Source organism: Undibacterium hunanense, assembly GCF_014284335.1.
GTDB classification, from domain to species: domain Bacteria; phylum Pseudomonadota; class Gammaproteobacteria; order Burkholderiales; family Burkholderiaceae_D; genus Undibacterium; species Undibacterium hunanense.
Genome location: NZ_JACOGF010000003.1, coordinates 446513 through 468924, shown reverse-complemented (window position 1 = coordinate 468924; position 22412 = coordinate 446513). Strand labels below are relative to the sequence as shown.

The following is a 22412-nucleotide window of genomic DNA, read 5'->3' as shown; positions in this document are numbered from 1 at the left end:
GAGTTTCATTTTTCTCGCCTTCTGGGCAAGCTTGCCACTTTAATATTCAGGGGCGGGTGACAAGGATGAAAAATAGTATGGTGCGCAAATCGAGCAAATCGAGCAAATCTGCCTTGCTTGCTGCCTTGCCCTGGATAATCACAGCACTGGCCGTCGTCGCCATGTTGCTACATGGGCCTATTCTTCAATTCGCGCATTATCATGACTTTGCCGATCAATCGACGTGGATGGGTATCGCGCACGCCATGGATGTGTTGTCGAATATCGGCTTTGCGCTGGTTGCAGTAACTGGCGTAGCGGCGCTAGCCAAAAAATTCAGGCAGTGCAATGGTGGCATGGGTTTTCCTGCCTATTGTGTGTTTGTGGTGGCGCTAATGGCGACCAGCATGGGTTCCAGTTATTACCATCTGGTCCCCGATGACGCCCGCCTGTTTTGGGATCGTTTGCCGATAGCGCTGGCTTGTTGCAGTTTGCTGGCAGCAGTCAGGGCAGATAATCTGCCTGGCATGGATGCGCGGCGGGCCTTGACCGAATTGATAGTGCTCTTGCTTGCTGGTCTGGCCTCAGTATTGTGGTGGCAGTATTCAGGTGATTTGCGCCCATATTTGCTGATACAGGTCTTGAGTCTGGTGTTGATACCCGTATGGCAGGCCGTGTGGGGCAGTGCGCGTAGCACCAGGTTGCTGTTTGGCTGTGCCATGCTGCTGTATGTGTTTGCAAAAGTGACCGAATTGCTGGATGCAGAAATACTGCATGCCCTGCACATAGTCAGCGGGCATAGTCTCAAGCATTTACTGGCAGCGGCGGCGGCAGGTTTGATCGTGCTTGACCTGCGACCAAAAAGATCAGGCATGACGTTCTTGCGGAAGAGAAGACAAAAAATTGAAGGATTGAGACAATCTGCATCATAATCGCAGTGGAAGATTGGCTGTTTCATTTTTAAACCAACCCTGACTGATTTTATGTGGATAGATACGCACTGTCACCTTGATGCCTCTGAATTTGGCGGCACTTCGCTACAGGTGGCCGAACAGGCTGCCCAGGCCGGGGTGGCAGGCATCGTGGTGCCAGCCGTGCATAAAAGCAATTTCGATACCGTCATACAACTTGGGCAGCAGCGCAGCGACTGTTTTTATGCATTGGGTATCCATCCCATGTACGTTCCCACATCCAAAGAAGAAGACTTGCTGTTCTTGCGCCAGAAAGTTGATGGCCTGATGGCGGGGGCGGATGCAGACCGGAAACTGGTCGCCATAGGCGAAATCGGGCTGGATTATTTTGTGCTTGCCCTGACCCAAAGCCCACTGCGGGAAAAGCAGGAATACTTTTATGTCGAGCAACTTAAAATTGCCCGGGATTTTGATTTGCCGGTCTTGCTGCATGTACGTCGCTCGCAAGACATTATCCTCAAGCACTTGCGCCGCATCAAAGTCCGTGGCGGGATAGCCCATGCCTTCAACGGCAGCCAGCAACAGGCAGAGGCATTTATTGCACTGGGATTCAAGCTGGGGTTTGGCGGTGCCATGACTTTTACCCGTGCCCTGCAAATACGGCGCCTGGCAACCGGGCTTCCATTGGAAAGTATCGTCCTTGAGACGGATGCACCAGATATTCCACCCCATTGGCTGACCGCAGGTGCCAACAGCCCATCCCAATTGCCGCAGATAGGCAGCGTGCTGGCAGAATTGCGCGAGATGGACAAGGCACAGGTGGCAGCCATCACCAGTAGCAATGCGCTGACTATTCTGCCGCGCATGCAAAGGGCGTAAATAGTGCGGGCGGTGATGCTGGGCCTGGTAGTCGGCGTCGCCTTATTGCAGCAGCAGGCGCGTTTATTGGACTGGGTAACATTGCTGGTAGTTGCTGTCGTTTCGACTTGTGCCTGTATCCTGCTATATCGTTTTACGTCTTCCGAACGCCTGCGTTTGCCAGCACGCACCAGCCTGGCTGTGGTGTTGGGTTTTGTCTGGGCCAGCGGCTTTGCCCAGGTTTATCTCAGTGAATCCCTGCCCGTCGAATGGGAAAACAAGGACATTGTGCTGATCGGTACGGTAGACAGTTTGCCGTTTCGCTTTGAGCAGGGCGTACGGTTTAATTTTGCGGTGGAGAAGGTTGTTACTGACGGCAAGACCGAACATAAAGATTGGCCGTCCAGGGTGGCTTTGTCCTGGTATGGCAGTGAACGCGGCATGGACCGTAGTGCAGGCCAAAATGCTGATGGCGATGGCCAGGATGCCGATAGCAATACCGCAGGCAAGGCGATGGATATCCAGCCGGGCGAACGCTGGCAGTTACGGGTGCGGCTGAAGCGCCCACACGGCAATGCCAATCCTTATGGCTTTGATTATGAAGCCTGGTTACTGGAACAACGATTGCGCGCCACTGGCGTGGTACGGCCAGAAACGCAGGCGGTAAAAAACCAGAGACTGGATACTTTTGTATGGAGTCTGGGAAATGTGATCGAACTGGGACGCGCGCGTCTGCGTGACCGTATTCATGCGGCATTGCCAGCCCATCCATACGCCGGCGTACTGGTGGCACTGGTGGTTGGGGATCAGCGTGAAATTGCCCAATCCGACTGGACCGTCTTTAATCGCGCAGGCATCGGTCATTTAATCAGTATCTCTGGTCTCCACATCACTATGGTTGCCGGCCTGTTTGCCAGCTTGATTTATTATCTGTGGCGACATTCCTTTTTCATCAGCATGGCCACGCCTTTACCCTTGCGCCTGCCAGCGCAGAAAGCAGCGGCGCTGGCAGGCGCAGTCATGGCACTAATCTATGTCGCGTTGGCCGGGTTTGGTGTGCCGGCGCAAAGAACCATGTTCATGCTGATCGTGGTGGCACTGGCGGTCTGGCATGGCCGGATAAGCCAGTTTTCTTCGATACTCTGCCTGGCGCTGGGGAGTGTTGTTGTGCTGGACCCGTGGGCGGTTTTGTCGCCCGGCTTCTGGTTATCTTTTTCTGCGGTGGCCATGATCGTGTTTGCCAGCGATGGTTATCTGCATCAAAAGCAGGCTGGGCAAGATATCACTGCAATACGTAAGACTTTGTTTGAAACGCTGCCAGATGCACTGCGGACAGCGGGCCTTACTCAATACGCTGTCACGGTTGGCCTGGTTCCACTGACCATGCTCTTGTTTGGGCAAATTTCATTGATCAGCCCGCTGGCGAATGCGATTGCGATACCGCTGGTCAGTTTTATTGTGACACCACTGGCATTGCTGGGCAGTGTCATACCTGCGCCTTTGTCGGTCTGGTTATTGCAACTCGCTCATGTTTTTGTCGATCTGCTGGCCCGTTTTCTGACGTATCTGAGCGCTTATCCGCTGGCTGTGTGGAATGTACCTTTACCGTCATTCTGGATGTTTTGCCTGGCCATGCTGGGTGCGGTCTGGTTGCTGGCACCCAGTGGCTGGCCCATGCGCTGGCTGGGTGTGCTGTGTTGTCTGCCAGTGTTTTTTCAGACACCGGCCACACCGGCTGAAGGGGAGTTGCAGGTGACGGCGCTGGATGTGGGACAGGGCATGGCGCTGTTGCTGGAGACTTCGCAGCATCGCCTGCTATACGATACCGGCCCCACGTATTCACCCGAATCGGACAGTGGCAGCAGGGTGATTTTGCCGTATCTGCACGCGCGGGGTATCAATAAGCTGGATGGCATGATGGTGTCGCACAATGACAGTGATCATTCTGGCGGTGCACTCAGTATACTTAAGCAATTGCCGGTGAATCTGGTCAGCAGTTCACTGCACCTGGATAGCCCCATCGTCCAGGCAGCCAGCAAACATCAGCGCTGCGAAGCGGGGCAGCAGTGGTACTGGGATGGCGTACACTTTGAAGTACTGCAACCTGTGCCTGCCAGCTATGAAAGCAGTAAATGGAAACCGAATGCACGCAGTTGCGTATTGCGGGTATCTACCGCCAGGTATGCCATGCTGTTGCCAGGTGATATAGAGGCGATACAGGAAGATGAACTGGTCAACATGATTCCGCAAAAACTGCCCGCTGATGTTTTGCTGGCACCGCATCATGGCAGCGGCACTTCATCTACCCCAGCTTTTTTAAAGGCGGTGCATCCGACGGTTGCCGTTTTTCAGGTCGGTTACCTGAACCGCTATCATCATCCCAAAGCAGATGTGTATGCGCGCTACGCTGATTTTGGAATAAAACGTCTAAGAAGCGACGAATCAGGTGCAATCACATTACAATTTGGCGCATCATTAAACACTTCACAATTCAGACAGGAAAATGCGCGTTACTGGTTTGGCCGGTAATGACTTGCAGTTATGAGCGAAAACACAGTAAAACCCCTGCTTCATTTTGTCCATGGCAATAGCTTCCCGTCTGGCACCTACAGCATGTTCCTGGATCATTTACGTAGTCATTATGATGTGCATGCGACCGATATGGTGGGGCATAACCCTGCATATCCCGTCATGGATGGCTGGAAGCATCTGGTGCAGGAACTGATCGACACCTTGCAACAGTCATATTCGCAACCGGTGATTCTGGTGGGGCATTCGCTGGGCGGGATTTTGTCGCTGATGGCTGCACGCGCCCGGCCTGATCTGGTACGTTGTGTCGTGGTACTGGATTCGCCGGTAGTGGCGGGTTGGCGTGCCATGTTATTGCGGTTGTTTAAAGTATTGGGGTTGGACAGGAAGTTTTCACCAGCCCGTTTTTCAGAAAAACGCCGCCATATCTGGAAAAGTGAAGAAGAGGCTTATCAGCATTTTGCAGCCAAGGAAATGTTTGCCATCTGGCCGCCCGGCGTGTTGCGTGACTATATGCGGGCAGGTTTAAAGCCACATCCAGAAGGCGTGACCCTGCGCTTTACGCGTGAAGTTGAAACCACCATCTACCGCAGCCTACCGCATGGTCTGGGACGCCTGCTGCGCCGTCCACCCGCCATGCCCATAGGTTTTGTCGGTGGAACCGATTCGGTAGAATGCCGTCAGGCAGGGCCGGCAGCAACCAGGAAATTAATGGGTGATAATTATGTATTGATAGAAGGTGGCCATTTGATTCCACTGGAAGTGCCGGCAGCGACGGCAGCAGCCGTGCATACCATGATTACCGGCTTTCATTTAAAGTAGTACTTACGCAAAACCGCCCCAAAGCCTTGTAGTTCCTGGCCGTACTATTCTTGTTTTTTGCGCCACTGCGCAGTTTTTCTAAGGTTTTCTTATTCATGAGTTATACATCGCATATCGCTGGCATTGCCAAGTTTTCGTTGCTGTTGGCCGCGTTGCTGGCCCGTCCGGTACTGGCTGATACAGGCATACCATCCTGGGATGAGTTCAGCCAGGTCAGGCAAACTGGCAAAACTGTCTTGCAACTTGATATTGACAATGACAGCCTGTTGCTGAAAAAAGATGATGGCTTCTATACCAGTGGCAACCGTATAGGGCAGACGTATACAAAGGCGGATGCCTTGCAGTCGCTGACCTACGGTTGGCGCTTTGGCCAGGATTTGTATACTGCTTCTGACATCAAGCTCTTGCCACGCCAGATTGCAAAAATTGACCATCCCTATGCGGGCTGGCTATATGCAGGCATGTTCCGCGAAAAAAGCGAAGCGAATGGCAAAAGCCTGAAGCTGGGTCTGGACATCGGCTGCCTTGGCCCCTGTGCTGGTGGCGAATGGTCACAGACCCACTTGCACCGTCTTATCAATCAACCCTTGCCGCAAGGCTGGAGTACCCAGGTCAGGAATGAATGGGGGATGGTGTTGACGGGTGAATTTTCGCCAGGACGCCTGCTGCCTTTCGCCGGTGTTGATGTGGCCCCCCGCTTCAAAGGCCATTTCGGTAATATATTTACTGACGCCAGTGCTGAATTGCTATTGCGCGCAGGTAGCCTGAATGCCTTGCCCGAGCAGGCGGCCAGCTATGGTTTCCTGCGTACGGAGGTGAAGGCTGTTGCCTATAACGCCAGTATACAAGGTGGTTATTTCAACAAACAGGCGAATGCAGTCAGCCCTAAAACCATGGTGGGGGAAGTTGAACTTGGTTATCTGTGGCGCAATGATCAATATGGGCTTTCTGCCTCCATCATTCGTCGCAGTAATGAAATCAGGGAATTAAGTAATGGGCAGGGTGCGCAAAATTTTGCCAGGTTGCAATTCTTTTATGCAATGTAAAAGCAGGTATCCTGATTTCCCTTGATTTGCTGGCGGGAATTCGCGCATTCACAGCTTAGTGATGTATAATTCGAATTTCCCGCTTGTGCCGTTTGGCACCTTCTGCAATGACTAAGTTTGTATTCGTTACGGGGGGCGTAGTCTCCTCATTGGGCAAAGGCATTGCCGCTGCCTCTCTCGCTGCGATCCTCGAATCGCGCGGCCTCAAAGTCACCATGCTTAAACTGGATCCGTATATCAACGTTGATCCGGGTACCATGAGTCCTTTCCAGCACGGTGAAGTATTCGTTACCGACGACGGTGCCGAAACTGATCTGGATCTGGGTCACTATGAGCGCTTCATTACGGCCAAAATGAAAAAGGTGAATAATTTCACCACTGGCCAGATTTATGAATCCGTTATCCGTAAAGAACGTCGTGGTGAATACCTGGGCAAGACCGTGCAGGTCATCCCGCATATCACCAATGAAATCCAGGAATTCATTCACCGTGGTGCTGCCGGTGCTGATGTTGCTCTGGTTGAAATTGGTGGTACCGTTGGCGATATCGAATCCCTGCCTTTCCTCGAAGCGGCCCGTCAACTGAGCCTGCGTGCCGGTCGCAATGCGGCGGCCTTCGTGCATCTGACACTGGTGCCGTATGTTGCTGCTGCTGGCGAACTGAAAACCAAGCCTACCCAGCACAGCGTACAAAAACTGCGCGAAATCGGTATTTTCCCGGATGCCTTGTTGTGCCGTGCTGACCGTCCTATCCCGGATGATGAACGCGCCAAAATCTCCCTGTTCGCCAATGTGCCTGAAGAAGCAGTGATTTCTGTATGGGATGCTGACACCATCTACAAGATTCCTCAGATGTTGCATGACCAGGGGCTGGATAAGATCGTCTGCGATAAGCTGGGTCTGTCACCAAAACCAGCCGATCTGGCCATGTGGGACAAATTGATCTATGCGCTGGAAAATCCGAAAGAAGAAGTCACTATCGGCATGGTCGGCAAATATGTAGACCTGACAGAATCATATAAATCCCTGACAGAAGCCTTGCGTCATGCCGGTATCCATACCGAAAGCCGGGTGAATATCGAGTATGTGGATTCGGAAGAAATCGAAGCCCATGGTACCAAGTCGCTGGAAAAATACGATGCCATCCTGGTGCCGGGTGGTTTCGGCAAGCGCGGTGTCGAAGGCAAGATCATGGCTGCCCGTTATGCCCGTGAAAGTAAAATCCCTTACCTGGGCATCTGCCTGGGTATGCAGGTTGCGCTGATTGAATACGCACGTAACAAGGCTGGTTTGACTCTGGCAAATTCGACTGAATTTGATGCGGAAACCGAACAGCCTGTCGTGGCCCTGATCAATGAATGGCAAAACCACGACGGTAAAGTTGAAACCCGCGATGAAAATTCAGATCTGGGCGGCACCATGCGCCTGGGTGCGCAAACCTGCGCCATTCGCCCTGACACACTGGCCGCAGAAATCTACGGCAACGTCGTGACCGAGCGTCATCGTCATCGTTATGAAGCAAATAACCATTACCTTGGTCGCGTGGAAGCTGCGGGCCTGATCGTTGCTGCCCGTACGCCGACAGAAGATTTGTGTGAAATCATGGAATTGCCACGTGATGTGCATCCATGGTACCTGGGTGTGCAATATCATCCGGAATTCAAATCGACACCACGTGATGGTCATCCTTTGTTTATCTCGTTTGCCAAGGCAGCAATTGCGCATAAAAATGCGCTGGCCAGCAAGGATTGAAGTAGTTATTGACCACGTTGATGCAGCGTGTGATGCAATGTCATTACGTGGTCAGAAGATGGGTCAGATTCGTTTTTACTTTGTTCGCAATATTGATTGTTTAGGAGAATTGAATGAGTGCCATCGTTGACATTATCGGTCGTGAAATCCTGGATTCACGCGGTAACCCAACTGTTGAATGTGATGTACTGCTGGAATCCGGTGTCATGGGTCGTGCTGCTGTGCCTTCTGGCGCATCAACCGGTTCCCGCGAAGCGATAGAGTTGCGTGATGGCGACAAGTCCCGCTATCTGGGCAAGGGCGTGTTGAAAGCCTGTGAACATATCAATACAGAAATCGCTGAAGCCATCATGGGCCTGGACGCCAATGAACAGGCTTTCCTTGACCGTACCCTGATTGATCTGGATGGTACTGAAAACAAGAGCCGCCTGGGTGCGAATGCCATGCTGGCGGTTTCCATGGCCGTAGCAAAAGCAGCTGCTGAAGAAGCCGGCCTGCCACTGTACCGTTATTTTGGCGGTTCTGGTGCCATGCAATTGCCAGTGCCTATGATGAACGTCATCAACGGCGGTGCACATGCTGACAATAATCTGGATATTCAGGAATTCATGATCATCCCGGTTGGCGCGCCAACTTTCCGTGAAGCAGTTCGCTACGGTGCAGAAGTATTCCACGCATTGAAAAAAATCCTGCATGACAAGGGTTTGACGACAGCAGTTGGTGATGAAGGTGGTTTTGCTCCTTCTGTTGATAACCACGAATCAGCGATCAAACTGATTATTCAGGCGATTGAAGCAGCCGGTTATGAACCAGGCACGCAAATCGCGCTTGGCCTCGATTGTGCTGCCAGCGAATTCTACAAAGACGGCAAATACCATCTGGAGGGCGAAGGCCTGACACTGTCTTCTGCTGATTTCACCAATCTGCTGGCAACCTGGGTCGACAAATATCCTATCATCTCCATCGAAGATGGCATGGCAGAAGGCGATTGGGATGGCTGGGCTATCCTGACTGAAAAACTGGGCAAGAAAGTCCAGATCGTGGGTGATGATCTGTTCGTCACCAATACCAAGATCCTGAAAGAAGGCATACAAAAAGGTATCGCCAACTCTATCCTGATCAAGATCAATCAGATCGGTACCCTGACTGAAACTTTCGCTGCCATTGAAATGGCCAAGCGTGCCGGTTACACAGCAGTGATCTCGCATCGCTCCGGTGAAACTGAAGACAGCACGATTGCAGATATCGCTGTTGGCACCAATGCCCTGCAAATCAAGACCGGTTCGTTGTCCCGTTCTGATCGTATGGCCAAGTACAATCAATTGCTGCGTATTGAAGAAGATCTGGGCGAAATCGCCAGCTATCCTGGTCGTGATGCCTTCTACAATCTGAAGTAATTTGGTTTGGTAAAAAAGGGGGAACGCCGTTCCCCTTTTTTTCTGAGTGACAAGTTTTGAACCGATAGCCTTGCGCCCGTGCGTTTAATAGCTCTTTCCTTTGCTGCGCTGTTGCTGCTGATCCAGTACCCCTTGTGGCTGGGTAAAGGGGGATGGCTGCGCGTTTGGGAACTGGACCGGCAGGTATCGCAAGTCAAAGCCAATAACGATAAACTCAAAGAACGTAATGGCAAACTGGAGTCTGAAGTACAGGATTTGAAAAACGGTACCGATGCCGTCGAAGAACGTGCCCGCTTTGAACTGGGCATGATCAAGAAAAACGAAATTTTCGTCCAGATTCTGGCCCCGAATGCTGTCATGGCAAATAAACCTGATCACCCCGTTCAGGAAACAGCTAAGCCTTAAGCAGGCTTTTTGAAGTGATTTTGCCGTCAACTGGCATCAATCACATCCTTTCGCATTGATTGAAATTCGTTTGCTAATTTATTTGCAGAATTTCTTGATTGATTGAGCGACAAAACGCTTTTTTCAATGTTAGAATCGCAATTCTTTATTTTACAGTTCGTTACAAGTTCTTTTGCGCAGCGATGAATGCAGCTGTCGCTTAAATAGTTGCCTGTTGCGACGGACTCTTATCCGGCATTCACTCATGAACAAAATCAATCGTCCTGTTATCGCCACTAGCTTGCTCGCTCTGGCACTGGCTCTGAGTGCCTGTGGTGGAGGTGGATCGTCCACTCCAACGGCATCCAATGCGACCTCTGCCATTGCAGCAAACAGCAGTCGCCAGTTCAATGGTCTGGCAGCAAAAGGCAGAATCACTGGCGCACGCGTACAGGCTTTTTCACTTGATGCATCTGGTAAAAAAGTAGGTGCAGCTTTTGCCGATACCATTACTGGTGGTGATGGTGCTTACACGATTTCTGTTCCTGCCGGCATGTCCAGTTTTTTGATTGAAGTCGGCACTGCCCCTGGCGCCCTCATGTATGACGAGGCTACTCAGGTCAATTTACCTTTTCCTGATGAATTGAAATTGCGCAGCGTGGTCAGGCAGGGTGCCAATCCCGAGCTTGTATATTGGGGTAGCGTTACGCCATTGACGGAATTGATTGTGCAGGCCGCAGAAAAAGCGGGTGGCCTGACTGCTAGCAATATTGATCGCGCCAGGGCCGGTGTGCAGGCGTTACTGGGTTTTGATCCGCAAAGGGTGGCTGTGGTTCACACTGTCAGCGATAACGCGGCCGATGCGTACGTCGATGAAAAGCTGCAGGCCCTTAGTCTGACCGCCATTTCTCAATTGGCGCTGGACAAGGCATTTTCATGCAATGCCGATAGCCAGGGCAAGCGTGTAGTCTGTGTTGTCAGCCAGATCGCCAATGCCGGCAAGCTTGATGGTAATACCTTCCTGTTTAATGAAGATGTACGCCTTGCCTTGCGTTCTGCACTGGAAAAAGTGACCGCTGACGACAGCGTCAATAAATCCGGTAAAACTTCGGTGGACGGGGTCAGCACTTTTATCAGCAGCAGCCTGCCTGCACCAGCTCCCGAGACGGACAAGGTAGCGGCAACCAGGCAGTTCTTTTCCAGTCTGCGCAACAATATTTACTCGCTGACGAACGGGCAGCAAAACGGGGCCATCGATATGCGTCTGAATGCAGTCAAGGCTGATTTTGAAAAAGCCAGCGCGCCTATGGACAAGGATTTGCTGATCTGGTCGAAAACACTGACGGAAGGCATCGATCAGTTTAACAAGTTCAAGGCTGGCACCAGTAAGGATACATCGGTTAATGGCCTGTTTTATGGCGCCACAGCCTTATGGAGTGGTTATCAGAATGTCGGTAATCTGGGCGATTGCAGTGTCATGCGTGACAAGGGCAACGTCGCGCGCACGCCGGCAGAAGCGTTGGGTCTGGAATGCCGTTTTTCCCGTGTTGTGTTGCCTGGTACTTTTAAAGCCAGTTATCGCTACCAGGTGGAGTGGATGGAAATCATCGACCGGGTGTGGCTGGAACCTGTCGCCGGTGATTCAGGGAGATTCAGTTATAAATCTGAACTGGTACAGCAAAAGACCGTATTTGGCTGGAATCAGGATAAATTCGATTTCATCAGGACGGCAGCCAATGATGCCAATGCAACGGTCATCAGTGGCTATTCCACGAATGCATTTACTGGTCAGATCAGTTATGCCATGCAGGGCAAGAATGTGACAGCCTTGATTGTGGATGGCCTGATGCCGCCGCGTACCGACGGCAATGGCAAATTGCTGACTGACTTTGAAAGCTGGAATCTGCGTGTGGATCGCAATGATACTGCTGACGGTTTTTATCGTTATGATTTTAGCGGTGAACTCAAGTCCTATGTGTCAAGCCAGGTCAGCTCCAGACTGGCCATAGAAAAGGGGTCCTATGCCAAAGTAAGCCTGGACAGCAGCGGCAGGCTGGCTAAATTTGGCGCGAAAGAATTTGCCTTGCTGCTTACTGGTGAAGCAGGCAAAAGCAAGGTGCATGGAGAATTGAAGCTGTCGAACGCCTCAGCCGACAAAAATGGGCTGAACTATGCGCCAAACCGGGTCGATTTTACTGGCGTTATCAGCAACAGCACAGGCCTGGCTACTGCACTGGAATTTTTTAACGGCAAGTTAAGCGTGGAACGTTTTGGGTATACCAGTTTTGACAATAGCAAACCTGAATCTGCAAGCAATTTTGCCCGCACCTCAGCCGCGATTGTTGGCGTGATACAGCTACCTGATCGCCCACCGCTGAAGTTGAACGTCAGTGGCAGTAGTGATGCTTTCAATAGCAGTAGTATTTTCGCGCAATATGATGATGGCAGTAATGTCATTAATGCCAACCTGACGGATAGTCCGGGCAAGACAAGAGTGTTGCGTGTCAGCAGTGCTACCGGCGTGTCTTTTGACTTATATGGCAGCAATGAAGTGGCCGACATCCTGAAAGATGGTGCCAAGGTCGGCTGGCTGGATTTGAAGGCAGGCCGTATCAGTTATGTCGATGGCAGTTTCGAATCCATAAAGTAAGTTGAATTTTTTCAGAGTACGCCCGCTGCCTGTCAGCGGGCTATTTTTTTGAGTGTATTCCATGTTCTTATCCAGACTGACCGTATTGCTAGGCACGGCTTTGCTTGCTCATCAGGCATATGCCATGGATGAACTGTGGTCGCAAAAAAATGACGACGGCTGGCGTAGCTTTGCCAGTATTGACCTGTGGGAAGCGTCTGATTTTATGCCTGCTCGCAAAATAGAGGGTGACTGGAGCGGTGATTTTTCGCCCAAAGAAGGTCAAAATGTCAGCCTGCGCCGTTATCGCACAGAACTGGGCATGGGCTACAAAGAATGGCGTTTGAATCTGGAAGGACGCCAGGAAGGCATGCTGAAAGCCAGTGCATCTACCCTGGCATTTGTGAAAGCGTATAAGCAGAGTGGTTTGCCGCAGCAGGCAGTCAGCTACCAGCTTGGGGCACAGATGGAAAGCTGGTCAGGCTTCGGTCTGCGGGCAGGGCGCTGGTTCAGTCTGGGTGATGAGTATCAGCCGCGCTTCTTTGCCAGTGCCGTGTATTACATGAAGCCGCAATACCGCTCGGTACAGGCAACAGGGGCTGCCAGTTACGTCGACAATCAGCACTACAGTTTTTCTGCAACCGAGCTGGATGTCAATAGCCGCTATCAATACCTGTTTCAGCAATTTGAACCTGAGGCCAAAGGCTATAGCTCCAGTCTGGCTATGGATTGGCAAATCAATCCGGCATGGCGTGTGCAATACCAGCTTGAGGATGTATTCAACCGTCTGGCATGGCAGAATTTGCCTGAGTTGCAGCAAAGCCTTAGCTCTGCGGTTGTGCAATATGACAGCAAGGGTTATTTGAATTACGCACCTTTGTTACAAGGCGTAAACCGCCAAAGAACCCGCTCAGTCTCGGTGCCGCAAACACATACTGCGCGTGTTGCCTATCAAAACCAGCAATGGGAATTTGCCGCGCAAGTCCGGCATTTTTACGGCGTTAATCTGCCGACCCTGAGTGTCGCCAATAACTCGGTCTATGGCCGCTTTGATGCCAGTTTTGATACGCGCTATAAATCAGTTGGTATAGGCTGGAGTAACCGTATCGTGGGCCTGCATTTACAGACAGATAATCTGAACTTGAGTCACGCCAAAGTGCTTGGTGTGGGTGTGCAAGCTCAGTACAAGTTCTGAATCGCTGTACTTGAATTGGGTCAGACACCCACATACTTTTGCCAGGTCTCTGGTGATTGCCTCAGGCTTTCGCTATTGCCATGCCAGACTATCTTGCCCCGTTCCATGATGCTGTGCTGGTCTGCCAGAGGGATGAGTTTTTCTACATATTTATCGATAACCAGTGTGGTTTGCCCCTGATCGCGCAGTTTCCGCAGGCAGACCCAGATTTCTTCACGCACCAGTGGTGACAGGCCTTCCGTCGCTTCATCCAGTATCAGGAGATGTGGATTGGTCATCAAGGCGCGTGAGATGGCCAGCATCTGCTGTTCACCACCAGATAACTGGTTACCCATATTGCCGGCGCGCTCGGCCAGACGCGGGAAGAGTTGGTAAATTTCTTTCAGGCTCCATGGCGTTTTGCTTTGATTGCGATTGACTGCAAAGGCGATGAGGTTTTCCTTGACGGTCAGGTTAGGGAAAATCTGTCGGCCTTCCGGCACTAGGGCTATGCCCATCCTGGCGATTTTATCTGTCGTCATTTTTTCTATGCGCTGGCCCATGAAATGGATATGGCCGCTATGCGCTGGTGTCAGACCCAGTATTGAACGCAAGGTCGTTGTTTTGCCTGCGCCATTGCGTCCCAGCAGGCTTGCGACTTCGCCCTGACGTATATGCAGGTCTATGCCAAACAAGACCTGGCTGTGTCCATAGGCGGTAGCGATATGTCCGACTTCCAGTATGGTCTTCATGCAACCTCCTTGAGTGCGCTGTCCATTTCATCACCGAGATAGGCTTTCTTGACTTCCGGGTTCTGGCGTATTTGTTCTGCCGTGCCAGTAGCAATGATGGAGCCTGCCACTAAAACAGAGATGCGGTCAGCCAGTTTGAAGACGGCATCCATATCATGTTCTATCAAGATCACGGCTGCCTTGCCGCGCAGGGCTGCGATCAGATCCAGCATCTTGCCTGATTCTTCATGTCCTGTGCCTGCCATGGGCTCGTCCAGCAGGAGCAGTTTGGGTTCAGTCGCCAGGGTCAGTCCCAGTTCCAGCTGGCGTTGCTCACCATGCGCGAGTTCACAGGCTTTGCTGTTGCAGTGCTCGGCCAAACCTATGTCGCTGGCGAGCTGCCGGGCTTGCTCAAAAAGTGCCTGTTCATCTATGGCCTTGCGCCAGAATCGCATGCTGCTGCCTGAGCGCGCCTGTATTGCCAGACTCAGGTTATCGATGACCGTATATGACTGGAAGATATTCGTGATCTGGTAAGACCGTGCCAACCCAAGTCTGACACGTTCATGCATGCTGGTGGCAGTAACATCCACGCCATTGAATATGATTTGTCCCTGATTGGGTGTAATGGCACCGGATATCTGATGTATCAGCGTGGTCTTGCCTGCGCCATTCGGACCTATGATGGCGTGGATTTCGCCGGGCAAGATATCCAGGCTCAAATTGTTGGTAGCAACCAGGCCGCCATAGCGTTTGACCAGGCCTTTTAACTGTAAAACGCTCATGCCTGATCCTCCTGCGGTTTTTTGATGGGCATGAATTTTTGTGGCAGGCTGGCCAGGCCATTTGGCAATAGCATGACCACCAGCAGCAGGATAATGCCCAGATACAGTTGCCAGTGTATGGTGTAGCCAGACAGGATTTCTTCCAGCATCAACATCACTACCGCACCCAGTATGCCGCCAGATAGATAACCTACACCGCCCAGTATCACCATCACCATCAGGCTGCCGGATTGTGTCCAGTGCAAAAGATTGGGGCTGACCAGCATGTTCTGGTTTGCCAGCAGGGCACCGGCCAGACTGGCGATGCTGCCTGCAATCGCAAAACACAGCAGTTTGTAGCGAAACACCGGGTAACCTATGGCTTCCATACGGGTTTCGTTTTCCTTGATGGCTTGTATCACCCGTCCAAAATGGGAATTGATAAGTCTATAAAGAACGAAGAGAAATATGGTGCAAATAACCAGCACCAGATAATAAAAATTGCTGTCATTTGCCATATCCAGACCAATGGCGGAACGTTGCGCCAGGCTCAGGCCATCGTCACCACCATAATTTTTCAGCGACACAAACAGAAAGTACAGCATCTGCGCAAATGCCAGCGTGATCATGATGAAATACACGCCGCGCGTCCTGAGTGAGACACTGCCTATTGCCAGTGCCAGCACAAAGCCGGTCAGCATCGCCGCCGGCCAACTGATCCAGGCAGATGAGACTCCGTGCTGCATCAGTATGCCCACAACATAAGCACCACTGCCAAAGAAGGCGGCATGCCCGAGGCTGATCATGCCGCCAAAACCCAGTATCAGGTTCAGGCTGCTGGCTACCAGGGCAAAAATCATCAAGCGGCTTAACAGGCCTATATAAAATTCCTGGGCGAAGTAGGTCGCCAGCAGGGGGAAGGCAAGCAGCAGGAACAGAATGCCGGTGCTGGACTTGCGCGATATGCTGTGATGTAGGCTGCTTTGCATGATGACTCCCTTAGCCTCGCGCAGGGAACAGGCCCTGGGGTTTGTAAAACAGCACGGCTGCCATCAATACATAAATAAGTATTGACGCCAGGGCAGGGCCGAGGTTGGTGGCCATCTCCAACGGCATCAACAATTTCAATGCGCCGGGCAGCAAGGTTTTACTTAAAGTGTCAACCAACCCCACCAGCAATGCGCCTGCCAGTGCCCCACGTATCGAGCCTATGCCGCCAATGACGATGACCACAAACGCCAATATCAGGATACTTTCACCCATGCCCACCTGTACTGCAAGTATGGAACCTAGCAGCGCACCAGCGATGGCGCACAGGGCTGCACCAAAGGCAAACAGCAATGTAAACACCAGCTTGATATTGATACCCATGGTGATCGCCATTTCACGGTTCGATGCCCCGGCCCGTACCAGCATACCTATACGGGTTTTGGTAACCACAAAATACAGCAGGCCAGCGACAGCCAGCCCGGTGGCAATGATGAACAGACGGAAAGAAGAGTAAAAGAAGTCAGGCAGCAATTCCACTGGCTGTGCCAACTGCGGCGGAATATTCAGCATCAGCGGCTGTGCACCCCAGATCATGCGCGCGCCTTCGTTGAAGATCAGTATCAATGCAAAAGTCGCCAGCACGTGGGACAAATGATCGCGCTGGTATAAATGCCGGAAGACCACCACTTCCAGTATCACACCCAGCAGCGCAGTCGCTATCACCGCTGCCAGCAGGCCCAGCCAGAAAGAACCTGTCATGCCGGTAAAGCTGGCGGCGAAATAAGCACCTGCCATGTAGAGAGAGCCATGGGCCAGGTTAATGAAATCCATGATGCCAAAGATCAGCGTCAGGCCCGCTGCCAGCAGGAAAAGCATGAGGCCAAATTGCAGGCCGTTTAAGCCGTGCTCCAACAAAAGCGTGATGTTCATTCTGATATCCCTGATGGTGCTGCTTAGGTATTCGATGAAATTACTTTAGGCCTAAAATATACTATAAGCGACGCATTTGAAAATATTTTCTTTGAGAAAAACTGGATTCTGATGTGAAAAAACACTTTACCTAAAAATAGTTTAGGTTTAAAGTAGTTTGGTGTTTTCGGGGTTGCTGTATCTATATTGTGTACCAAAGCCGGAGAAGAAATGAATTCAACTGCGCTACCAGGGTCTGCCCATCTGGATACCTTTGCTTTTGATCACTTGCCGCCACGCGAGCAATGGCCGGAACTGATTTTTTCTTTGCCTGAGTTGCAATACCCTGAACGTCTGAATTGTGTCGCCGATTTGCTCGACAAGATGTGTGCGACCGGCCATGCAGACAGCATTGCCATCCGCAGCCAGACAGAAAACTGGACTTACTCCCATTTACTGGCCACCGTCAATCGTATATCCCACGTCTTGCTCGAAGATATGCGTTTGCAGCCTGGTAACAGGGTATTGTTGCGTGGCGCTAATAATCCGATGATGGCTGCCAGTGTACTGGCTGTCATCAAGGCCGGTTGTATTGCTGTTCCCACGATGCCATTGTTGCGCGCCAAGGAATTAGGCGTGATCGCGAACAAGGCTGAAATTGCCGCTGCACTCTGTTCAGAAAATCTGCGCGAAGAGATGGAACTGGCGGTGCAGGCCAATCCCATATTGACGCAAGTGCTGTACTTCAATCACAAGGGTGATGATGGCCTGGAAGCACTCATGGCTGGCAAGTTAACTGAATTTGCCGCTGTCGATACCCTGGCCGAAGATGTCTGTCTCATCAGCTTTACTTCTGGCACGACCGGCATGCCCAAGGGCACCATGCATTTTCACAGGGATGTGCTGGCGATCTGCGATTGCTTTCCACGCTCTACCTTGCAGTCTGCACAAAGCGATATTTTCATAGGCACACCGCCATTGGCATTTACATTTGGCCTGGGCGGTTTGCTGCTGTTTCCCTTGCGCGTAGGTGCAACTGCGGTGCTACTGGAAAAACTGACGCCGGAATCCTTGCTGAAAGCCATAGACGAATTCAAGGCCACAGTCTGTTTTACCGCGCCTACCTTTTATCGCCAGATGGCCACGCTGGCAAAGAATTTTGACTTATCCAGCCTCAAGAAAACCGTTTCTGCCGGTGAAGCGCTGCCTGCCGCAACCCGTGAAGCCTGGCGTCAGGCGACTGGTCTGGTCATGATAGATGGCATAGGCGCGACCGAGATGCTGCATATATTTATTTCTGCCGCAGGTGACGAGGTGCGGGCAGGGGCAACCGGCAAGCCCATAACCGGCTACCAGGCTTGTATATTTGATGAGCATGGTGAAATGGCAGGCCCCGGTGTGGTTGGCCGCCTGGCAGTCAAAGGGCCGACAGGTTGTCGTTACCTGGCTGACGACAGACAAAAGAAATACGTCCATCAAGGCTGGAATCTGACAGGTGATGCTTATGAAATGGATGCCGATGGATACTTCTGGTACCGCGCCCGCACTGACGATATGATCATTTCTGCTGGCTACAATATTGCCGGGCCAGAAGTGGAAGAAGCCTTGCTGAAACATCCTGCTGTAGCTGAATGCGCAGTCATAGGCCAGGCTGACGAAGAGCGCGGTCAGATCGTCAAGGCTTTTGTCGTATTGAAGGCAGATGCCCATGCATCAGCAAGTCTGTGCAAGGAAATCCAGGATTTCGTCAAGAACAGTATTGCCCCCTATAAGTACCCGCGCGCCATAGAATTCATGACGAGTTTGCCGAGAACAGAAACCGGAAAACTACAGCGCTATAAATTGCGTACGCCTGCTGCCAGCTCCAGCTAACTATAACGTTTGAAAATATTCGTCCATGCCCATTAACCCGAAGGAGACGCTCGTGAAAAAGACCTTGCTGTGTTTATTGTTATCCAGTATTGCCGCAACGAATGCGAACTGTGCTTTTGCTGCAGACAAAGTCAAAGTCGGCATGGTCACCACCTTGTCTGGTGCGGGCGCTGGACTGGGTGTTGACATACGCGATGGCTTTTCCCTGGCCATGAAACATCTGGACAATAAATTTGGTAATTTGCCTGTCGAAGTCATCACGGGTGATGATCAGCAAAACCCTGACGCGACCAAGCAGTTGGTGGACAAGCTCATCAAGAAAGACAAGGTCGATTTGATGACCGGTATCGTGTTTTCCAATCTGATGCTGGCAGTGGGGCCAACGATTTTCGGTGCCAAGGTGCATTACATCAGCGCCAATGCCGGTCCTTCGCAATATGCGGGTGAACAATGTAATCCCTATTTCTTTAACGTGGCCTGGCAGAACGACAGCCTGCATGAAGCTGTCGGCAAACAGGTCAATGACAAAGGTTTTAAGAATGTCGCTCTGGTGGCACCTAATTATCCGGCAGGTAAAGACGCATTGACAGGCTTCAAACGCTATTACAAAGGCAAGGTTGCTGAAGAAATTTATACCAAACTGGGACAGCTTGATTATGCGACTGAACTGGCACAGATACGTGGCCTGAAGCCGGATGCCGTGTATATTTTCCTGCCCGGTGGCATGGGTATCAATTTCATCAAGCAATTTGTGGATGCCGGTTTATCCAAAAATACCCAACTCTTTGGACCAGGCTTTTCTGCCGATGAAGACATCATCAAAGCAGTAGGTGCGCCCATGCTGGGCATGTTCAATGCATCGCAGTGGGGGCATGATATGGATAACCCGCAAAACAAACGTTTTGTAGCCGACTTCCAGAAAGAATATGGCCGCCTGCCATCGCTGTATGCATCGCAGGGCTATGATGCTGCCATGTTGATGGATAGTGCCGTGCGCGGTGTCAAGGGCAAGATAGAAGACAAGGACGCGCTGGGTAAAGCCATCAAGGCAGCCAACTTCAAATCTGTACGTGGCGACTTCAAGTTCAACAGCAATCATTATCCTGTGCAAAATTATTATGCACGCATCATCAGCAAGGATGGTCAGGGCAGGGTGACCAACAAAACCCTGGGCGCTGTATTTACCAATCACCCTGACGCTTATGTCGCCTCTTGCAAAATGCAATAGTGCATTGATTGATCAAACAAAAAATTAATCTTCAAGGTAATTTAATGAACATCCTATGCATAGGTGGTGGTCCGGCTGGCCTGTACTTCAGCCTGCTGATGAAAAAGAACAACCCGGCGCACCAGATTACCATCGTCGAACGCAATCGCGCTTACGATACCTTTGGCTGGGGCGTGGTATTTTCTGACCAGACCCTGGGTAACCTGGTGAATGCCGATGAGCAGACAGCCCGTTCCATCTTGCAGTCTTTTAATCACTGGGATGATATTGATACCCATTTCAAGGGGCAGGTTGTTACCTCTGGTGGCCACGGGTTTTGCGGCATAGGTCGCAAGCGTTTGCTGAATATTTTGCAAGAGCGTTGTGAAGAACTGGATGTCAAGCTGGTCTTTGAAACGGATGTGACAGACGATCAGGCACTGGCGCTGGAATATGATGCTGATCTGGTTATTGCTTGCGACGGCCTGAATAGCCGCGTGCGTACCCGTTACGAGCAAAGCTATCAACCTGATATTGATACCCGCAAATGCCGTTTCGTCTGGCTGGGTACCAAAAAGCTGTTCTCGGCTTTTACCTTTGCCTTTGAAGAAACCGAGCATGGCTGGTTCCAGGCACATGCCTATCAATATGATGGTGATACCGCGACCTTTATCGTCGAGACACCGGAAGAGACATGGATCAAGGCTGGCATAGATAAAATGAGCCAGGAAGGAGCCATCGCTTTTTGTGAAAAACTGTTCGCCAAATATCTGGATGGCAATGTCCTGATGTCAAATGCTACGCATTTGCGCGGCTCTGCCAACTGGATCAAGTTCCCGCGCATTATCTGCAAGAACTGGGTGCACTGGAATCAACTAAATAATAAGCGTGTGCCTGTAGTTTTGATGGGCGACGCTGCCCATACTGCCCATTTCTCCATAGGCTCAGGCACCAAGCTGGCATTGGAAGATGCCATAGAACTGGCACGCAGTTTCGAGAAGCATGGCGAGCAAGGCATGGATGCCGTGCTGGAAGCCTATCAGGATTTGCGTTCCATAGAAGTCTTGAAGATACAAAGTGCTGCCCGCAATTCCATGGAATGGTTTGAAAACGTCCAGCGCTATACCGCCATGGAAGCGCCGCAGTTTGCCTATTCCATGCTGACGCGCAGCCAGCGTCTGTCGCATGAAAACCTGCGGGTAAGGGATGCTGCCTATGTACGCAGTTTTGAACACTGGATAGCTGAGCAGGCTTATGTCAAAGCTGGCTTGCCTGTGCCCAAAACAAAAACAGCGATCCCACCCATGCTGACGCCCTACAAGCTTCGCGATGTGGTGTTGAAAAATCGCATAGTCGTCTCACCCATGGCGCAATACTCTGCGGTAGATGGCGTAGCCGGTGATTATCATCTCGTGCACTTGGGTAGCCGCGCCATGGGCGGTGCGGGCCTGGTGTTTGCCGAGATGACCTGTGTCTCTGCCGATGCCCGTATCACGCCAGCTTGCCCCGGCCTGTATGCACCTGAGCATACGCAAGCCTGGAAACGCGTCGTCGATTTCGTTCATGCCAATACTGATGCAAAGATTGCCGTGCAGCTCGGCCATGCCGGAGCCAAGGGTTCCACCTGCGTGGCCTGGGAAGGAACAGATCAGCCATTGAAAGAAGGCAACTGGCCGCTGGTGTCAGCGTCTGAACAGCAATACCTGCCTGGCATTTCGCAAGTTGCGCGTGCTGTCACAGCGGCAGACATGCAGCGCATAAAAGATGATTTTGTCCAGTCGACCAGGGCAGCAGCAGAAGCAGGCTTTGACTGGCTGGAACTGCATTGCGCTCATGGTTACTTGCTATCAAGCTTCATTTCGCCACTGACCAATCAGCGCGAAGATGAATACGGTGGTTCGCTGGAAAACCGTTGTCGTTATCCGCTGGAAGTGTTTGCCGCCATACGTGCTGTCTGGCCTGTGGATAAACCGATTTCCGTGCGTATTTCTGCGCATGATTGGGTAGAGGGCGGTATTGCGCCGGATGATGCAGTTGCCATTGCTCGCCTGTTTAAGACCGCAGGTGCAGACATGATAGATTGTTCATCCGGCCAGGTCAGCAAGCAGGAAAAACCTGTCTATGGCCGCATGTTCCAGACGCCGTTTGCTGACCGCATCCGTAATGAAGTACAGATACCCACCATCGCCGTTGGTGCGATTTTTGAAGCGGATCATGCAAACAGCATCATCGCCGCTGGCCGTGCTGATTTGTGCGCCATCGCCAGGCCACACCTGGCCGACCCTGCCTGGACTTTGCATGAAGCAGCCAAACTGGGTTTCAATGATATGCCCTGGCCCAGGCAATATGTCGCCGGAAAAATGCAGCTGGAACGCAATCTCGAACGTGATCGACAAGTCGCCGCAGCCAGCGCTGGCCTGACGCCACAACAAGTTGCCGCCAAATTGCTGGAAGGATGA

The 22412-nt window shown here is 51.6% G+C and carries 17 protein-coding genes; 13 read left to right on the top strand and 4 right to left on the bottom strand.

What is annotated here, in order from left to right; genetic code table 11:
* Nucleotides 1-77: 77 nt before the first annotated feature.
* The 10 genes from H8L32_RS08170 (at nucleotide 78) to H8L32_RS08125 (ending at nucleotide 13501) form a co-directional block, all read left to right on the top strand.
* Nucleotides 78-911: a hypothetical protein gene (locus tag H8L32_RS08170; protein ID WP_186946659.1), complete on the top strand. Its 834-nt coding sequence runs from the start codon at nucleotides 78-80 to the stop codon at nucleotides 909-911.
* Nucleotides 912-962: 51 nt separating this feature from the next.
* Nucleotides 963-1769: a TatD family hydrolase gene (locus H8L32_RS08165; protein ID WP_186946658.1), complete on the top strand. Its 807-nt coding sequence runs from the start codon at nucleotides 963-965 to the stop codon at nucleotides 1767-1769.
* Nucleotides 1770-1784: 15 nt separating this feature from the next.
* A complete protein-coding gene (locus tag H8L32_RS08160; protein WP_222619281.1) occupies nucleotides 1785-4277 on the top strand; it encodes a DNA internalization-related competence protein ComEC/Rec2 in 2493 nt (830 codons plus the stop codon).
* Nucleotides 4278-4289: 12 nt separating this feature from the next.
* On the top strand, nucleotides 4290-5099 hold the full coding sequence (locus H8L32_RS08155) for an alpha/beta fold hydrolase (protein WP_186946656.1): 810 nt from the start codon (nucleotides 4290-4292) through the stop codon (nucleotides 5097-5099).
* A gap of 95 nt (nucleotides 5100-5194) precedes the next feature.
* On the top strand, nucleotides 5195-6145 hold the full coding sequence (locus H8L32_RS08150) for a lipid A deacylase LpxR family protein (RefSeq protein ID WP_186946655.1): 951 nt from the start codon (nucleotides 5195-5197) through the stop codon (nucleotides 6143-6145).
* A 107-nt stretch (nucleotides 6146-6252) separates the two neighbouring features.
* Entirely contained in the window at nucleotides 6253-7896 is a 1644-nt protein-coding gene (locus H8L32_RS08145) for a CTP synthase (protein WP_186946654.1), read from the top strand.
* Between the two features lie 113 nt (nucleotides 7897-8009).
* On the top strand, nucleotides 8010-9293 hold the full coding sequence (gene eno, locus H8L32_RS08140) for a phosphopyruvate hydratase (protein WP_186946653.1): 1284 nt from the start codon (nucleotides 8010-8012) through the stop codon (nucleotides 9291-9293).
* Between the two features lie 78 nt (nucleotides 9294-9371).
* A complete protein-coding gene (gene ftsB / locus H8L32_RS08135; protein WP_186946652.1) occupies nucleotides 9372-9698 on the top strand; it encodes a cell division protein FtsB in 327 nt (108 codons plus the stop codon).
* 244 nt (nucleotides 9699-9942) lie between these two features.
* Nucleotides 9943-12327 carry a hypothetical protein gene (locus H8L32_RS08130; protein ID WP_186946651.1) on the top strand — a complete coding sequence of 795 codons (2385 nt, stop codon included), beginning with the start codon at nucleotides 9943-9945 and terminating at the stop codon, nucleotides 12325-12327.
* A gap of 61 nt (nucleotides 12328-12388) precedes the next feature.
* A complete protein-coding gene (locus H8L32_RS08125; protein WP_186946650.1) occupies nucleotides 12389-13501 on the top strand; it encodes a hypothetical protein in 1113 nt (370 codons plus the stop codon).
* 20 nt (nucleotides 13502-13521) lie between these two features.
* Here the strand turns inward: H8L32_RS08125 and H8L32_RS08120 are convergent, their stop codons facing one another.
* Genes H8L32_RS08120 through H8L32_RS08105 form a run of 4 tightly spaced genes read right to left on the bottom strand, consistent with a single transcriptional unit; the run spans nucleotide 13522 to nucleotide 16895 of the window.
* Nucleotides 13522-14232, bottom strand: coding sequence for an ABC transporter ATP-binding protein (locus H8L32_RS08120; protein ID WP_186946649.1), 711 nt, complete (start codon nucleotides 14230-14232; stop codon nucleotides 13522-13524).
* On the bottom strand, nucleotides 14229-14996 hold the full coding sequence (locus H8L32_RS08115; protein ID WP_186946648.1) for an ABC transporter ATP-binding protein: 768 nt from the start codon (nucleotides 14994-14996) through the stop codon (nucleotides 14229-14231). Before H8L32_RS08115 ends, H8L32_RS08120 begins: the two co-directional genes overlap by 4 nt.
* Nucleotides 14993-15964, bottom strand: a complete 972-nt coding sequence (locus H8L32_RS08110) for a branched-chain amino acid ABC transporter permease (protein ID WP_186946647.1) — start codon at nucleotides 15962-15964, stop codon at nucleotides 14993-14995. Before H8L32_RS08110 ends, H8L32_RS08115 begins: the two co-directional genes overlap by 4 nt.
* A 10-nt stretch (nucleotides 15965-15974) precedes the next feature.
* Complete coding sequence (locus H8L32_RS08105) at nucleotides 15975-16895, bottom strand: branched-chain amino acid ABC transporter permease (RefSeq protein WP_186946646.1); 921 nt, start codon at nucleotides 16893-16895, stop codon at nucleotides 15975-15977.
* A 210-nt stretch (nucleotides 16896-17105) separates the two neighbouring features.
* Between H8L32_RS08105 and H8L32_RS08100 the strand changes: the two genes are divergently transcribed.
* From H8L32_RS08100 to H8L32_RS08090, 3 genes are read left to right on the top strand one after another with little or no spacing between them, the layout of a single operon-like run.
* Nucleotides 17106-18746 (top strand): AMP-binding protein, encoded by a 1641-nt coding sequence (locus H8L32_RS08100; protein WP_186946645.1) that lies wholly within the window; start codon nucleotides 17106-17108, stop codon nucleotides 18744-18746.
* 25 nt (nucleotides 18747-18771) lie between these two features.
* Nucleotides 18772-19974, top strand: a complete 1203-nt coding sequence (locus H8L32_RS08095) for an ABC transporter substrate-binding protein (protein ID WP_186946644.1) — start codon at nucleotides 18772-18774, stop codon at nucleotides 19972-19974.
* A 44-nt stretch (nucleotides 19975-20018) separates the two neighbouring features.
* A complete protein-coding gene (locus tag H8L32_RS08090; protein WP_186946643.1) occupies nucleotides 20019-22412 on the top strand; it encodes a bifunctional salicylyl-CoA 5-hydroxylase/oxidoreductase in 2394 nt (797 codons plus the stop codon).

What these genes read in the sequence shown, in the direction of transcription:
- H8L32_RS08150 (WP_186946655.1), top strand. Translation starts at nt 5,195, where the DNA reads ATGAGTTATACATCGCATATCGCTGGCATTGCCAAGTTTTCGTTGCTG.
- H8L32_RS08130 (WP_186946651.1), top strand. Translation starts at nt 9,943, where the DNA reads ATGAACAAAATCAATCGTCCTGTTATCGCCACTAGCTTGCTCGCTCTG.
- H8L32_RS08120 (WP_186946649.1), bottom strand. Translation starts at nt 14,232, where the DNA reads ATGAAGACCATACTGGAAGTCGGACATATCGCTACCGCCTATGGACAC.
- H8L32_RS08090 (WP_186946643.1), top strand. Translation starts at nt 20,019, where the DNA reads ATGAACATCCTATGCATAGGTGGTGGTCCGGCTGGCCTGTACTTCAGC.
- H8L32_RS08145 (WP_186946654.1), top strand. Translation starts at nt 6,253, where the DNA reads ATGACTAAGTTTGTATTCGTTACGGGGGGCGTAGTCTCCTCATTGGGC.
- eno (WP_186946653.1), top strand. Translation starts at nt 8,010, where the DNA reads ATGAGTGCCATCGTTGACATTATCGGTCGTGAAATCCTGGATTCACGC.
- H8L32_RS08115 (WP_186946648.1), bottom strand. Translation starts at nt 14,996, where the DNA reads ATGAGCGTTTTACAGTTAAAAGGCCTGGTCAAACGCTATGGCGGCCTG.
- H8L32_RS08170 (WP_186946659.1), top strand. Translation starts at nt 78, where the DNA reads ATGGTGCGCAAATCGAGCAAATCGAGCAAATCTGCCTTGCTTGCTGCC.
- H8L32_RS08125 (WP_186946650.1), top strand. Translation starts at nt 12,389, where the DNA reads ATGTTCTTATCCAGACTGACCGTATTGCTAGGCACGGCTTTGCTTGCT.
- H8L32_RS08155 (WP_186946656.1), top strand. Translation starts at nt 4,290, where the DNA reads ATGAGCGAAAACACAGTAAAACCCCTGCTTCATTTTGTCCATGGCAAT.
- H8L32_RS08110 (WP_186946647.1), bottom strand. Translation starts at nt 15,964, where the DNA reads ATGCAAAGCAGCCTACATCACAGCATATCGCGCAAGTCCAGCACCGGC.
- H8L32_RS08160 (WP_222619281.1), top strand. Translation starts at nt 1,785, where the DNA reads ATGCTGGGCCTGGTAGTCGGCGTCGCCTTATTGCAGCAGCAGGCGCGT.
- H8L32_RS08105 (WP_186946646.1), bottom strand. Translation starts at nt 16,895, where the DNA reads ATGAACATCACGCTTTTGTTGGAGCACGGCTTAAACGGCCTGCAATTT.
- H8L32_RS08100 (WP_186946645.1), top strand. Translation starts at nt 17,106, where the DNA reads ATGAATTCAACTGCGCTACCAGGGTCTGCCCATCTGGATACCTTTGCT.
- H8L32_RS08095 (WP_186946644.1), top strand. Translation starts at nt 18,772, where the DNA reads ATGCCCATTAACCCGAAGGAGACGCTCGTGAAAAAGACCTTGCTGTGT.
- H8L32_RS08165 (WP_186946658.1), top strand. Translation starts at nt 963, where the DNA reads ATGTGGATAGATACGCACTGTCACCTTGATGCCTCTGAATTTGGCGGC.